This is a genomic window from Morganella morganii (assembly GCF_019243775.1).
In the GTDB taxonomy this organism is placed as follows: domain Bacteria; phylum Pseudomonadota; class Gammaproteobacteria; order Enterobacterales; family Enterobacteriaceae; genus Morganella; species Morganella morganii.
This window is the reverse complement of sequence record NZ_CP069157.1, coordinates 2,271,845-2,285,986: the sequence shown is the minus strand read 5'-3', so window position 1 is coordinate 2,285,986 and position 14,142 is coordinate 2,271,845. Positions and strand designations below refer to the sequence as shown.

Genomic DNA, 14,142 nt, shown 5'->3' with positions numbered 1-14,142 from the left:
CCAAGCCTGCCGCGTAAGTGGCGGGCTTTTTTTATACCTGATTTTTATGCTAATCACACTATCGTGACGACCGGGAGCCGGATGATGCAGATTGACGACACAGTTTATGTCAAAACCGATGCGGATGAGCCGCGTGAAGGCCGGATATTGCTGATCGAACCGTTCAGTGAAGGTGTGATGTATCTGGTGGCGTTACCGGAATATCCGGAGGGAATTTGGTTTTTTAATGAAAAAGAGGGCGGGGATGGTGTATTCATCACGCCGAAAAATAATTTCTGACTTTACATATTTTCGCGGACATCCTATACTCCGCGCATCTTTTCTGAACAGAGGACCCGGATTTGGACAGTCACAGTTATAACTCAATTAACTGATCCGGCACACCTTTCTCTTCTGAAACTGTCTGCCGGAATGATAATGGCGGGCAGCACCTTTCTTGCGGTACTGCACTTTTTTATTGATACAGATGATCCGCCGGTTCCCGGTCGTATCACTGCTACAGGTATGCAGTATGTTTATTGTTTCTCACGCACTCTTTCCTCCTGGTTACTGAGCAGAATTTTCAGTCATTTTTACTTTTTCTGCTGTTAACACCTGACGCCATTGCGTCTTTCGGGTGGAGGTTACTATGTTTGCAATTCCTTATTTACTCAATTTACTGGCGGCGCTGGCACTTGGCGCCCTGATTGGTGCGGAGCGCCAGTGGCGTCAGCGGATGGCAGGTCTGCGCACCAATGCTCTGGTGGCAGTAGGTGCCGCTGTATTTATCTTAAGTTCGGTGACCACATCACCGGACAGCCCGGGACGTATAGCTGCACAGGTGGTTTCCGGCATCGGTTTTCTCGGGGCCGGCGTTATTATGCGTGAAGGCATGAATATCCGCGGACTGAATACCGCCGCGACATTATGGTGCTCAGCCGGCATAGGTGTGCTGTGCGGACTGGGGGAATTTGGCCCGGCAGTGACGGCGGCACTGGTTATCTTATGTGCCAATATTTTGCTGCGGGAAGCTGCGCAGCGCATCAATGCCCGTCCGGTCATTCACGCCACGGATCTGGTGCAGGACTATAAAATCCGTGCCGTTTGTCATGAAAAAGATGAAATTCTGGTCAGAACCGTGATCCTTCAGGCGCTGAATGGTTCACATGTCCGGCTGCACTCTCTCAGCAGTGCGGATACTTCCGGCGGAAAACTGGAGGTTTGTGCGGAAGTACGTGCCACACCGGCAGAGCAGAAGGAGATAGAAGGCATTGTTTGCCGGGTCAGTCTGGAGAGAAGTGTCAGTGCGGTTAACTGGATGATTGCCTCTGAACTGCCGGTCTGATGCCTTTCTGTACGCGGGTCAGCAACTATCGATCTTTTTTTAATAAAGTCTTAAGGTTTGTGCCGGTGGTTATTCCACCGGCTTTATTCTGTGTATCAACAGAATATTTATATTTAGTGATAATTTTTGATGGAAGAGGCTGGGGGTTTTTAGCTTATTTTAAGAATAAAGAACTAAATCCTCAGCTATCCGGCTGATGGAAAGTGGCGGATTGGTGTCACACTACGGCAGATTTATGGTGGCAGTAAAGTGAGGTTGCGGGGTGGAGAGCGTGACGTCTGTCATAAATATCGGCCCGGATTTCAGAAACTTTTCGGAAAATCAGCAATAAACCGTGATGGAAATCACAATCTGATAACATTTTATCGCTAATCAGGTGGTGGTGTAAAAAGCGCAGGATCGCAAATTTTGATCTGCTTACTGATTTTCAGTGCTGCGGGATAAAGAGCACTGTTCTGCGGGACTGAATAGCGTGAAATAATTACCCTGAATCGTCACATGACTGCGATACACTTTTAATTTGTAAAAACAAAAGTATATAGTAACTATACGTTACTATATTGTAGGTTATTACTTCAGACACGATCCTATCTTTTAATGCTACATTTAATTAACGACTTTGCTAATAGGAAAATGCCGGGATTGTGATGGTATGATGCCATTTCTGTGACAGAAGCATGTCAGTGTGTTTTTCAGAACAGTAACCGGTTTATCAAAGAGGCGGCGAGTTTATAAAAGTATCATCCGAAGGTATATACATAACCTTATCAGCTCCGGAAAGACAAATAAGTGAGCATATAAAAAGAGAGAGCCATTATTTTTAAAAAGAAATAAAGACAGCCTGAATTGAAAACCACAACAATGAATTAAATTCATTTAATCTTCAGTTACCTTCCTTCCAAATAACCCCTTGGCTATAACATAAAGTTATCTTATGATTTATCATCATGAATGGCTGTTTTTTGTTAAAAATAACTAAACATTGATCAGCGGGGATGTTATGTAATGCTCACAATTTCACATTGTTATTGCAGGGTCATAAACCGGGTGAAAATGAACAAAATCGAACTTTATATAACCATTTAGGTGAAAAATAAGAGTTTTGTACCGCTATTTTTGCTAAGTATACCTTCGATAGATAGGGTAAAGCAGAGTTTCCCAATAAAGCTCATTGATCTGGATCAATATAGGCAGTCACATTATATGATTGGTGCAATGGACTTGAGTCACACACATTTTGAGTCGTATTCGCCTGAAGATTATTGACATTTGACTTATGGGAGTGATAAGTACGGTGAGTATTTGGGATATGGTGAGACAAAATATAATTAATAGTAAAATTGTACTAATGCATGGTGGGATGTTTATCTTTCTCTGCCAAAAACAAACATCAGTGGCTTGAATAGTTAATTTTGTGGTGCATAATAAATAACGTCTATAAATGATATAAGATGATTCAGACATTAAATAAGCTGGTGCTGATTTTAATCGTTACCTTTATTGTTTACAGGTATTCCTGATATGTATTTAATTTAAGTTTACTTTTGTGTGTTTCGCACGCATGCCGGATATTTATATGGATTGGCAGTAAACGATGGAATGAGCTTCTCCGGTATTTATTACATTACGTAAAACAGGATCTCCGGTATCACACAGCGCCGGAGATAGTTTCTGCTGTACTTTGTTGCTGCTGATATTCGGAAAGGAAAAAATGAGCCAGACGACTGATTTTCTGAAGCATATTTATGATATTAACCTCTCATACCTGCTGTTAGCCCAAAAACTTATTGCTCAGGAAAAAGCTTCTGCCATGTTCCGCTTAGGCATTAACGATGCAATGGCAACTACGTTAGCAAACCTTACGCTCTCTCAATTGGTCAAATTAGCGGAAACCAACCAGCTAATCTGTCAGTTCAGATTTGAAAGCAGCGAAACCATTGAAAAACTTACACGCGATTCCCGCGTGGATGAATTACAACAGGTTCATACCGGAATTTTACTGTCAACCCGTCTGCTGCAAACGCACGGCGCGGCTGGCACTGACTCACACGCAAGAAAAAGATAAGTATCATGGCCGAAAAAAGTATCATCAAAGAGGCTCAGGATATCCGTCTCGCGATGGAATTAATCTCTCTGGGTGCTCGTCTTCAGATGTTGGAAAGCGAAACGCAAATCAGCCGCGGACGCCTGATCCGCCTCTACAAAGAGCTGCGCGGATGTCCGCCCCCGAAAGGTATGCTGCCGTTTTCCACCGACTGGTTTATGACGTGGGAACAAAATATTCACGCCTCCATGTTTTATAACGCCTATGAGTTTCTGATGAACAGCGGACAGTGCACCGGTGTTGATGTGATAGTAAAGGCTTACCGGCTGTACCTGGAGCAGTGTCCTCCGGCGCCCGGTGAAGAGCCGCTGCTGGCACTGACCCGCGCCTGGACCCTGGTGCGTTTTGTGGAGAGCGGGATGCTTCAGCGCTCGGTCTGCAGTTGCTGCAGCGGGTCATTTGTTACCTACGCGCACATCCCTGAAAACAGTTTTACCTGCAGTTTGTGCCAGCCGCCGTCACGGGCAATAAAAAAACGTAAACTTTCCGCGCTTCCCGCCGATATTACGCTATATCGAGAGGATGGCATTGCCAAAGCGGTAATGTGACTGGATTGATTTGGTAAACAGGCAAATCCGTTTTGCCTGTCCTTCCTGAAAATTCCCTTTGACTGCCATCCGATACCTAACTGAGTTAAAGGGAATAGTGTGTTAATACTCATCGGATACATCATTGTTACGGGCACGGTCATCGGCGGCTATCTGATGGTTGGCGGCCATATGGGCGCACTTTATCAACCCGCTGAATTTGTTATTATTCTAGGTGCCGGTTTTGGTGCATTTGTCGTCGGTAACAGCGGAAAATCCATTGTTGCCCTGGGTAAAGTACTGCCGCGTCTGTTCCGGCGCTCCTCCTACAACAAAGCGATGTCAATGGATCTGATGGCGCTGTTGTTCCAGTTACTCAATAAATCCCGCCAGCAGGGGCTGCTTGCCCTGGAAAAAGATATCGAAAATCCGCAGGAAAGCGATATTTTTTCCCAGTACCCGCGCATTCTCAAAGACCCGGCTGCACTGATGTTTCTGGTGGATTATCTGCGTCTGATGATCACCAGTAACCTGCAAAGCCACGAAATTGAAGCCCTGATGGATGAGGAACTGGAAACCTTCCGTCAGGAGAGCGAAGTGCCGGCTTCCGGCCTGAATATGGTCGGGGATTCCATGCCGGCATTCGGTATTGTTGCCGCCGTTCTCGGGGTGGTTAATGCGCTGGGTTCTGCTGACCGTCCGGCCGGTGAGCTGGGGGCGCTGATTGCGCATGCGATGGTCGGGACATTCCTCGGTATTCTCGTCGCGTATGGCTTTATTTTACCGCTGGCGTCACTGATTCGTCTGCGCAGTGGTGAACAGCTGAAAATGCTGGAATGTATCAAAGTCACTTTCCTTTCATCCTTACAGGGTTATCCGCCGCAAATCGCGGTTGAATTCGGCCGTAAAGTCCTGTTCAGCGCCGACCGTCCTTCCTTTACCGAGCTGGAAGACAAAGTCCGTGAAGTAAAAGTCAGCCACCGTACCGAAGCACAGGACGGGGAGTAAACCGACGATGAAACCGGGCAATACGCATGTTATCCGCGTCAAAAAGCGGGGCGGTCACGGGCACGGCGGCGGACACGGCGGGTCATGGAAGATTGCTTACGCTGACTTTATGACCGCCATGATGGCGTTCTTCCTGGTGATGTGGCTGATTTCTATCTCCAGCCCGCAGGAGCTGACTCAGATTGCGGAATACTTCCGCACGCCGCTGAAAACAGCGATCAACCCGGGAACAAAAACCGGGGATGCCACTAACCCGATTCCGGGCGGCGGCAAAGACATCATTTACAAAGACGGTGACACACTGCCGGACCCGGACAGCATGCAGGAAGAGCAGGGGCAGGATGAAGCCGGTCGTTTTGAGAAACTGAAACAGGATCTGGAGCAGGCGATTCTCAAAGACCCGCGTCTGAATGAACTGAAGCCGCATTTGCTGATTGATACCACAGATGACGGGCTGCGGATCCAGATTGTCGACAGTGCCAACCGCCCGATGTTTATGGTCGGATCCACTCATGTTGAGCCGTATATGCGGGACATTCTGCGGGCTATCGCGCCGATCCTCAATGACGTGCCGAACCGCATCAGTATTTCCGGTCACACGGATGACCTGCCGTATGCCAACGGCGGTAATTACAGCAACTGGGAACTGTCTGCCGAACGCGCCAATGCCTCGCGCCGTGAACTGGTGCGCGGTGGTATGGCCGAGAACAAAATTCTGCGGGTGGTCGGGATGGCATCCTCTATCCATCTGGATAAAAACGACGGACTTGCGCCGGTGAACCGCCGTATCAGCATCATCGTTCTGAATGAGTCGGAGATGGCAAATATTCTCCATGAATATGAGGGGGCTGTTCCCATTACCGATTTACAGCAGCTGAAGCAGTTACCGGCGCCGCATACAGAGACACCGGCTCCGCCGGAGATCCCGCCGGAAAAAGTGCCGGAACCGGCGGCACCGGAGCAGACACCGCCGCAGAACAGCGCTGCGGCGGCAGATACAACACAATAAACAGGATGGACAGGTACTGCCGGATTGCCGGCAGTACCTGTCAGCCGTAACACAAGAAAAAAAATTGGATAACCGCGATGGATATAACCGAGTTTTATCAAACGTTCTTCGATGAAGCCGACGAGCTGCTCCGGGATATGGAACAGCACCTGCTGGAGCTTGATCCCCGGGATCCGGACAGTGAACAGCTCAATGCTATCTTCCGCAGCGCGCACTCCATTAAAGGTGGTGCGGCAACATTCGGATTCACGCTGTTGCAGAAAACCACACACACCCTGGAAAACCTGCTTGATAAAGCCCGCCATGATGAGCTGACGCTGACGCCGGATATCATTGATGTCTTCCTTGATACCAAAGATGTGATGGGCTCGCAGCTGGATGCCTATAAGAGCGACACACTGCCGGATGAAGAAAGCTTTAACCGCATCTGTGAAGTACTGGGGCATGTGGAGCAGAGTGTGGCGGACGCCGCTGTTGTCACGGAAACCGCCGCGCCGGAACCGGTCAGTGAAACCGCAGAAATTACTGCCGGCTCAGAAGAGAGCAGCACAGTACCGGAAACCGGTTTTTCACATCATTTCACGTTCACGCTCAGTAAGTTAAAGGAGAGCGAAGTCGCTCTGCTGGCCGATGAGCTGTCGCTGTTCGGCACGGTATACAAAACTGAACAGGGTACCGATACCCTGAAAGTCTGGCTGGGCACCAATACCGCGATTGATGACATCAGCGGCGTGCTCTGCTTTGTGGTGGATGATTCTCAGATCGCGTATGAGGAAACACCGGCAGCGGAATTAACCGCCATGCTGGCCGCAGACAATATTCCGGCAGAGGCGGAAGAAGAAACCGTCAGCGCACCGGTTGCTGTACCGGCACCGGCAGCAGCATCGTCATCTGCTCCGGCGGCGCGCAAAGCACCGGCTGCGGCGGCAAAAAATAAAGGTGACAGCGGCAGCATCCGTGTGGCGGTGGAAAAGGTGGATCAACTGATCAACCTGGTCGGTGAGCTGGTGATTATCCAGTCAATGCTGACTCAGCACAGCCAGCAGGTGGATCAGGCCGAATATGCGGAACTGCTCAGTTCGATTGTTCAGCTGGAACGCAACTCGCGGGCTCTGCAGGAATCTGTCATGTCTATCCGCATGATGCCGATGGATTATGTCTTCAGCCGCTTCCCGCGCATGGTGCGCGATATCGCCTCAAAACTGAATAAGAAAATTGAGCTGAAAGTGGAGGGCAGCTCCACCGAACTCGATAAGAGCCTGATCGAGCGGATTATCGATCCGCTGACTCACCTGGTGCGCAACAGCCTTGACCACGGTATTGAGAAACCGGATGTCCGCGCGGCAAACGGCAAACCGGAAGCCGGGACTCTGACCCTGGCGGCGGAACATCAGAGCGGCAATATCTGCATTGAAGTGCGGGATGACGGTGCCGGTCTGAACCGGGAGCGGATCCTGGCCAAGGCCCGTCAGCAGGGCATGGATGTGCACGACAACATGACCAACGATGAAATCGCGATGCTGATTATGGCACCGGGTTTCTCCACTGCCGAAGTGATCACCGATGTGTCCGGCCGCGGCGTGGGTATGGATGTGGTGAAACGGAACATTCAGGACATGGGCGGCCGTATTCAGATTGGTTTCACCGAAGGGCGCGGCACCGTGACCCGCATCCTGCTGCCGCTGACTCTGGCTATCCTCGACGGTATGTCCGTCAAAGTGGCCGATGATGTCTTTATTGTGCCGCTCAGCGCCATTATCAGCACACTCCAGCCGCGTCAGGAAGACATTTACCGCCTTGCCGGTGAGGAAAAAATGCTGCTGGTGCGCGGCGAATATCTGCCGCTGGTGGAAATGCATCAGGTCTTCGGTATCGAAGAAGCGGAGCGTGATCTGGCGAAAAGTATCGCCCTGATTGTTCAGAACGCCGGTAACCGTTACGCCCTGCTGGTTGACAGACTGATCGGACAGCAGCAGGTGGTGGTGAAAAATGTTGAAAGTAATTACCGCAAAATTCCGGGGATCTCTGCCGCCACGATTATGGGTGACGGTTCTGTCGCACTGATTATTGATGTGGCGGAACTGCAGCGGATGAACAACGAAATTTTGTGCAAAAAGAAAATGAACACGTCACACGTCGTGATGCAATAAACAAAGGTAAATAACCATGTCGATGATGGATGAAGATTTAAACAAACTCGATGAAGAGAAAAACGGCGAAGGGTACCTGATTTTTACCCTGGGCGAAGAAGAGTACGGCATTGAGATCCTGAAAGTACAGGAAATCCGTGGTTATGAGCAGGTTACCCGTATTGCGAATACCCCGGATTTTATCAAGGGTGTCACTAACTTACGCGGTGTGATTATCCCGATTATCGATCTGCGTGTGAAGTTCTCCCATCAGAACGTCACTTACAACGACAACACCGTAGTGATTGTGGTCAATCTGAAAGATCGCGTGGTGGGGATTGTGGTGGACGGCGTGTCTGACGTGCTGGTGCTCAAAGATGAGCAGATTGCCCCGGCGCCGGATTTTGCGGTCACCTTATCAACCAAATATCTGACCGGCCTGGGCACCATCGGTGACCGGATGCTGATCCTGGTGGATATCGAAAAGCTGCTTTCCAGCGAGGAAATGGCACTCATCGACAGCATGGCTGAATGATAATTCAGCCAAATGGTTTTGGTTAAGCCATCACTAAAGTTTTTTGTCGTGTGACCGATATCAAAAATACAATAACACTATGCCAGTAGAAAATTATGTATAGCAGAATTAAAATTGTATCAGGGCTTTTATCCGTTATTCTTATATTTGTACTGTTGCAGCTGGCATCCAGCGGGCTGATGTTCAGCAAACTGGGTGAAAACCGCGACAGTATTCACTTTTTGGATTCACTCCAGAGTCAGAGACAGGTTCTGACCCAGAGCTGGGTTAATCTGATCCAGGCCCGTGCCAATTTAAACCGGGCGGCAAACGGCTTTTTGCTCAGAGAGCACACCTTTAAAGACGATGCCACCCCGGATGAGCTGATCAAACAGGCCACCCGTCAGTTAGCGGATGCAGACGCTGCGTATGCCCGCTACATGAAAATGATGGAAGGCACCAGTTACGACAAGGCGAAGTTTGAAAAGCTGCTCTCCACCTATGAAACCTACCGTAATGCATTGACCCGGCTGATGTCCTATGTCCGGGAAGATCAGCTGGAACAGTTCTACACCTATGCCACATCCGGTTATCAGATGAAGTTCGAAGAGCAGTTTAATTCGTATTTCGACAGTATTTCTGCGGCGTTCCGGGGTGAAGTACAGAATGCGGAAGATAACTTCAGTGAATCCCTGTATATGCTGATTGCCCTGGCTATTATCCTTGCGCTGATCAGTCTTATCAGTTACCGCTATGTACAGCGCGGCATTATTCACCCTCTCAATGGCCTGGTAGACCGCATCAAAATCTTTGCTGCCGGTGACCTGACCCCGACAGTCGCGGTGAACGGTAAAAATGAAATCGCTGATCTGGGTCGCGGTGTGCAGCACATGCAGCAGGAGCTGATTAATACGGTGCGCGGTGTGCGCGACGGCAGCGAAAACATCTATCAGGGTACCAGCGAAATCGCCGCCGGTAACAATGATCTGTCTGCCCGTACCCAGGAGCAGGTTGCCTGTCTGGAACAGACCGCTGCCAGCATGGAAGAGCTGACCGCGACAGTGAAACAGAACACTGAATACGCTCATCAGGCCAGTGAATTTGCCGGTCAGGCCTCTGACATCGCCCGTGAAGGCGGCAAAGTGGTGTCCAACGTGGTGAATACCATGCTGAATATCGCTGACAGTTCACAGAAAATTTCCGATATCACTGCCGTTATTGACAGCATTGCGTTCCAGACCAATATCCTGGCCCTGAACGCGGCAGTTGAAGCAGCCCGTGCCGGTGAACACGGCCGTGGTTTCGCGGTGGTGGCGGATGAAGTCCGTAACCTGGCGCAGCGCAGCGCGGATGCGGCAAAAGAGATCAAAATCCTCATCGAAGACTCGGTATCCCGTACCGGAACCGGTGCCCGTCAGGCAGAAGATGCCGGCGAAACCATGACCAAAATCGTGGAATCCGTTACCCGTGTCACCGACATCATGGCGCACATTGCCACGGCATCCGATGAGCAGAGCAAAGGTATTTCACAGGTCAGTATTGCAGTTGCTGAAATGGACAAAGTGACGCAGCAGAACGCCTCACTGGTTGAGCAGTCTGCGGTGGCGGCAAATGTGCTGGAAGAACAGGTGGCGAAACTGTCACAGCTGATAGCCATTTTCCGCTTGCCGGCCTTGAAGCACAGGGACGATAAACACACAGAACCGGCGGCAAGAACGATTTCTAATGTCGTGAAAACCCCGGATCTCAGCAAAATATCATCGAAGAATCATCAAGATGATGACAATTGGGAAACTTTTTAACGACGCGTCTGTGCTTTGCGCTGTCAGGGAAACCTGACGGCGCTTTTGTGCATCACAGCGATAACAACAACCGAAGCAGGTGAGCCCGGCCGGACGCAGTGGGGATAGCATTATGTTTGGTAAGAGAATACGGATTTCTGTCAGTTTATATCTGTTGCTTATTTTCTTTTGCGGCATGCAGATAGTGTCCAGCGGATTATCGCTGGGGATTGTTTCATCTGAATTATCGTCACTGGAACGGGTCGATCTCGGCTCAAAAAAACGGGCATTACTGGTGTCTTCTTATGAAGATCTGATGCAGGCCCGTAACCTGCTTACCCAGGTTGTTGTTCATATTAAAGTCGGCTCTGAAGAGAGCGATATCCGCCAGGTCAAAGCAGCATTTGATTTGCTGCTGGATAAAGCGGCGGAAGATTACAGCAATTTCAAATCCCAGCCGGTTCTCAGTGAAAAAGAGGATTTTGCCGGTATTGAAGAACAGTATCAGTCTTACCTTGGTGTGATTAAAGAACTGCGCGGTTACATTGATAATGCCAATATCCCTGCCTATGTGGAACACCCGACCCAGATGTATCAGGACAGAATGGGTGCGGTGGTGAATGATTATCTGGCGCTGCTGGATGAAGAGAGCCGCAGTGCGATTGAGTCCGGTACGTTCTATAACCGGCTGGCGTGGATCATGTTCTTCGCAGTGACCGCCACCATTCTGCTGATTTCCGGTCTGGCCCATTTCTGGATGCGTTACAAAGTGATTAATCCGCTCACCAGCATGAGCGAGCACTTTATGCAGGTCGCACAGGGCAAACTGAACCAGAAGATAGAAGTGACCACCCGTGATGAAATCGGTGTGGTATTCGGTCAGCTTAAGCTGATGCAGGAATCGCTGGCAGAATCTGTCTCAAACGTTCGCCTGAATACAGACCAGATGTATACCGGAATTCGCGAGATTGCCCTGGGCAATAATAATTTATCATCACGGACAGAGCAGCAGGCTGCCTCCCTGGAGGAAACCGCTGCCAGTATGGAAGAGCTGACCGCAACGGTGAAACAGAACGCCGATAATGCCCGTCAGGCCAGTGAACTTGCGGTGACGGCATCGAAAACCGCCAGCCGTGGTGGTCAGATCACGGACAGCGTGATTGAAACCATGACCTCGATTGCCAACAGTTCGCAGAAAATCAGCGCCATTATCAGCGTGATCGACGGTATTGCTTTCCAGACCAATATCCTGGCACTGAACGCTGCCGTGGAAGCCGCCCGTGCCGGTGAGCAGGGACGCGGATTCTCCGTGGTCGCCGGTGAGGTGCGTGCGCTGGCACAGCGCAGTGCGGATGCCGCGAAAGAGATTAAATCCCTGATTGATGAGTCAGTTGACCGCGTCGGTCAGGGAACGCAACTGGTGGACAGCGCCGGTAAAACAATGGAAGAACTGGTCACTGCGGTGAACCAGGTGACGGAACTGATGAGCGAAATCGCGTCTGCCTCCAACGAGCAGAGCCGTGGTATCGAGCAGGTGGCAACCGCCGTCAGCCAGATGGATCTGGTGACCCAGCAGAACGCCGCACTGGTTGAGCAGTCAACAGGTGCAACAGCCGCACTGGAAGATCAGGCGAATAACCTGGTCGACACGGTCGCTTTCTTTGAGCTGCCGGATAACAGGGGCACTCAGTCCGGCTTTGCCGGCTGACAGTCCTGATCACCGCCTGACACCGGTTCGTATCGCAGACGCCGGTGTCAGGGGGTAACTGATCGGTTTGTACTGAAGACTGTCAGTGAATCGTTTTTACCGAAAGGACAACAAGTACGATGCTTTTTGCGCCACAGATAGAACCACTCACAGATGATGAGTTTGGTCGGGTGTGCCGGTTTATTCATAAAAAGTCAGGCATCGTCCTTAGCATGAATAAAAAGAATATGGTCTACAACCGCCTGTTAAAGCGGCTCAGAGACTGCAATATGAGCACATTCGCCGAGTACCTGCGTTTGCTGGAACGGGAGCCGCTGCACCCGGAATGGCAGGCATTTATTAACGCAATGACCACCAATCTGACCGCATTTTTCCGGGAGCCGCATCACTTTCAGACACTGACTGACTTTATCCGTCCCCGCCGTAACCAGCCGATCACTATCTGGTGCGCGGCTGCCTCGACAGGGGAAGAACCGTATTCGATCGCCATGACACTCAGTGATGTTCTCGGTGCGAACGCCATGAATGCCAAAGTGATCGCCAGTGATATCGATACCGAAGTTCTGGAGAAGGCCCGTAAGGGCGTCTACCGTATCGAAGAGCTGAAAAGCCTCAACGCCCTTCAGCGTCAGCGCCATTTTATGAAGGGGGTCGGGGAATATGAAGGCTATGCCCGGGTGAAACCGGCGCTCGGCCGGATGATTGATTTCCGTTATCTGAATCTGACGGACAACGACTGGCAGTTTCAGGGGCAGTTCGATGCCATATTTTGTCGTAATGTCATGATTTATTTCGATAAGGATATGCAGAAACAACTACTGGAACGTTTTGTTCCGCTACTGAAGCCTGACGGGCTGCTGTTTATCGGGCACTCGGAGAACTTATCACAGTTATCTTCGCGTTATGTCATCAGAGGACAGACCGTGTACAGCATTCAGGCGGCCGGGAGAAGTGATGAAAAAAATAAAAGTACTTTGCGTTGATGACTCGGCGCTGATGCGCCAGTTAATGCGTGAAATTATTAACAGCCATCCGGATATGACCGTGGTGGACGTGGCACCGGATCCGTATGTTGCGCGTGATCTGATTAAACAGCATGAACCGGATGTGGTAACGCTGGATGTGGAAATGCCGCGGATGGACGGCATCGATTTTCTGGAAAAACTGATGCGTCTGCACCCGGTACCGGTGGTGATGGTCTCCACACTGACCTCCAAAGGCTCGGAAGTGACGCTGAAAGCCCTGGAACTCGGAGCGGTGGATTTTGTCACCAAACCGCAGATCGGGATCCGCGAAACCATGATGAGTTACCGCGACCTTATCGGTGAAAAAATCCGTGCCGCAGCGATGTCAAAAATCACGCAGGGTAACCGCTTCCGCCGCCAGGAAAAAGTGACGGCAGCACCGGCGGTTATCAGCAAACCGCTGTCATCGTATGCCTGCCATAACCGCCTGATTGCGGTGGGCGCATCGACCGGCGGAACGGAAGCTATCCGTCAGTTCCTGGAGATGCTGCCGCCTGAGTGTCCGCCGGTGGTGATCACCCAGCATATGCCGGCCGGTTTCACCCGCTCATTTGCCGAGCGTCTGAACAAGCTCTGTGCGCTGACGGTAAAAGAGGCGGAACACGGCGATGTGCTGCGCAAAGGGCATGCTTATATTGCCCCGGGCGATGCGCATATGCTGATCGCGGATAAAGGCCAGGGTTACCAGGTGGTGCTTCAGCAGACACCGCCGGTGAACCGTCACCGTCCGTCCGTGGATGTGCTGTTTGACTCAGTGGCCGAATGTGCCGCCCGCAAATGCATCGCGGTCCTGCTGACCGGTATGGGTATGGACGGTGCGCGCGGCATGCTGAATCTGCGGCAGAAAGGCGCGGTCACGTATGCCCAGGATGAACGCAGCTGCGTGGTCTTCGGTATGCCGCGCGCGGCGATTGAACTGAATGCGGTCGATGAAATTCAGGATCTCGTCAAAATTGCCCCCAGTGTGCTGGGCAGACTTGCTGCCGTTTCCGCCTGACGGAACCGGCAATTAT

General features: G+C 50.7%; 12 protein-coding genes. All 12 read left to right on the top strand.

What is annotated here, in order from left to right:
• Positions 1–84 precede the first annotated feature (84 nt).
• The 12 genes from dsrB (at position 85) to JL661_RS11035 (ending at position 14,126) form a co-directional block, all read left to right on the top strand.
• Positions 85–279 carry a protein DsrB gene (gene dsrB / locus JL661_RS11090; RefSeq protein ID WP_015422621.1) on the top strand — a complete coding sequence of 65 codons (195 nt, stop codon included), beginning with the start codon at positions 85–87 and terminating at the stop codon, positions 277–279.
• Between the two features lie 349 nt (positions 280–628).
• Positions 629–1,324, top strand: a complete 696-nt coding sequence (locus JL661_RS11085) for an MgtC family protein (RefSeq protein WP_004240015.1) — start codon at positions 629–631, stop codon at positions 1,322–1,324.
• A 1,711-nt stretch (positions 1,325–3,035) separates the two neighbouring features.
• Positions 3,036–3,389, top strand: a complete 354-nt coding sequence (gene flhD, locus JL661_RS11080; RefSeq protein WP_004240016.1) for a flagellar transcriptional regulator FlhD — start codon at positions 3,036–3,038, stop codon at positions 3,387–3,389.
• Positions 3,390–3,394: 5 nt separating this feature from the next.
• Positions 3,395–3,976, top strand: coding sequence for a flagellar transcriptional regulator FlhC (gene flhC, locus JL661_RS11075; protein ID WP_004236866.1), 582 nt, complete (start codon positions 3,395–3,397; stop codon positions 3,974–3,976).
• Between the two features lie 99 nt (positions 3,977–4,075).
• Positions 4,076–4,963: a flagellar motor stator protein MotA gene (gene motA / locus JL661_RS11070; protein ID WP_004240017.1), complete on the top strand. Its 888-nt coding sequence runs from the start codon at positions 4,076–4,078 to the stop codon at positions 4,961–4,963.
• A 7-nt stretch (positions 4,964–4,970) separates the two neighbouring features.
• The gene (motB, locus tag JL661_RS11065) at positions 4,971–5,972 is read left to right on the top strand and encodes a flagellar motor protein MotB (RefSeq protein WP_036414415.1); all 1,002 of its coding nucleotides are present in this window, start codon (positions 4,971–4,973) and stop codon (positions 5,970–5,972) included.
• Between the two features lie 77 nt (positions 5,973–6,049).
• Positions 6,050–8,122: a chemotaxis protein CheA gene (gene cheA / locus JL661_RS11060; protein ID WP_062772498.1), complete on the top strand. Its 2,073-nt coding sequence runs from the start codon at positions 6,050–6,052 to the stop codon at positions 8,120–8,122.
• A gap of 16 nt (positions 8,123–8,138) precedes the next feature.
• The gene (gene cheW, locus JL661_RS11055; RefSeq protein ID WP_004236862.1) at positions 8,139–8,636 is read left to right on the top strand and encodes a chemotaxis protein CheW; all 498 of its coding nucleotides are present in this window, start codon (positions 8,139–8,141) and stop codon (positions 8,634–8,636) included.
• Between the two features lie 95 nt (positions 8,637–8,731).
• Positions 8,732–10,417 (top strand): methyl-accepting chemotaxis protein, encoded by a 1,686-nt coding sequence (locus tag JL661_RS11050; protein WP_004236861.1) that lies wholly within the window; start codon positions 8,732–8,734, stop codon positions 10,415–10,417.
• Between the two features lie 112 nt (positions 10,418–10,529).
• Complete coding sequence (locus JL661_RS11045; protein WP_032098589.1) at positions 10,530–12,104, top strand: methyl-accepting chemotaxis protein; 1,575 nt, start codon at positions 10,530–10,532, stop codon at positions 12,102–12,104.
• A gap of 119 nt (positions 12,105–12,223) precedes the next feature.
• Entirely contained in the window at positions 12,224–13,087 is an 864-nt protein-coding gene (locus tag JL661_RS11040) for a CheR family methyltransferase (RefSeq protein ID WP_015422623.1), read from the top strand.
• Positions 13,059–14,126 carry a protein-glutamate methylesterase/protein-glutamine glutaminase gene (locus JL661_RS11035; RefSeq protein ID WP_004236858.1) on the top strand — a complete coding sequence of 356 codons (1,068 nt, stop codon included), beginning with the start codon at positions 13,059–13,061 and terminating at the stop codon, positions 14,124–14,126. The genes JL661_RS11040 and JL661_RS11035 overlap by 29 nt, the downstream gene beginning before the upstream one ends.
• The last annotated feature ends 16 nt before the right edge of the window (positions 14,127–14,142 follow it).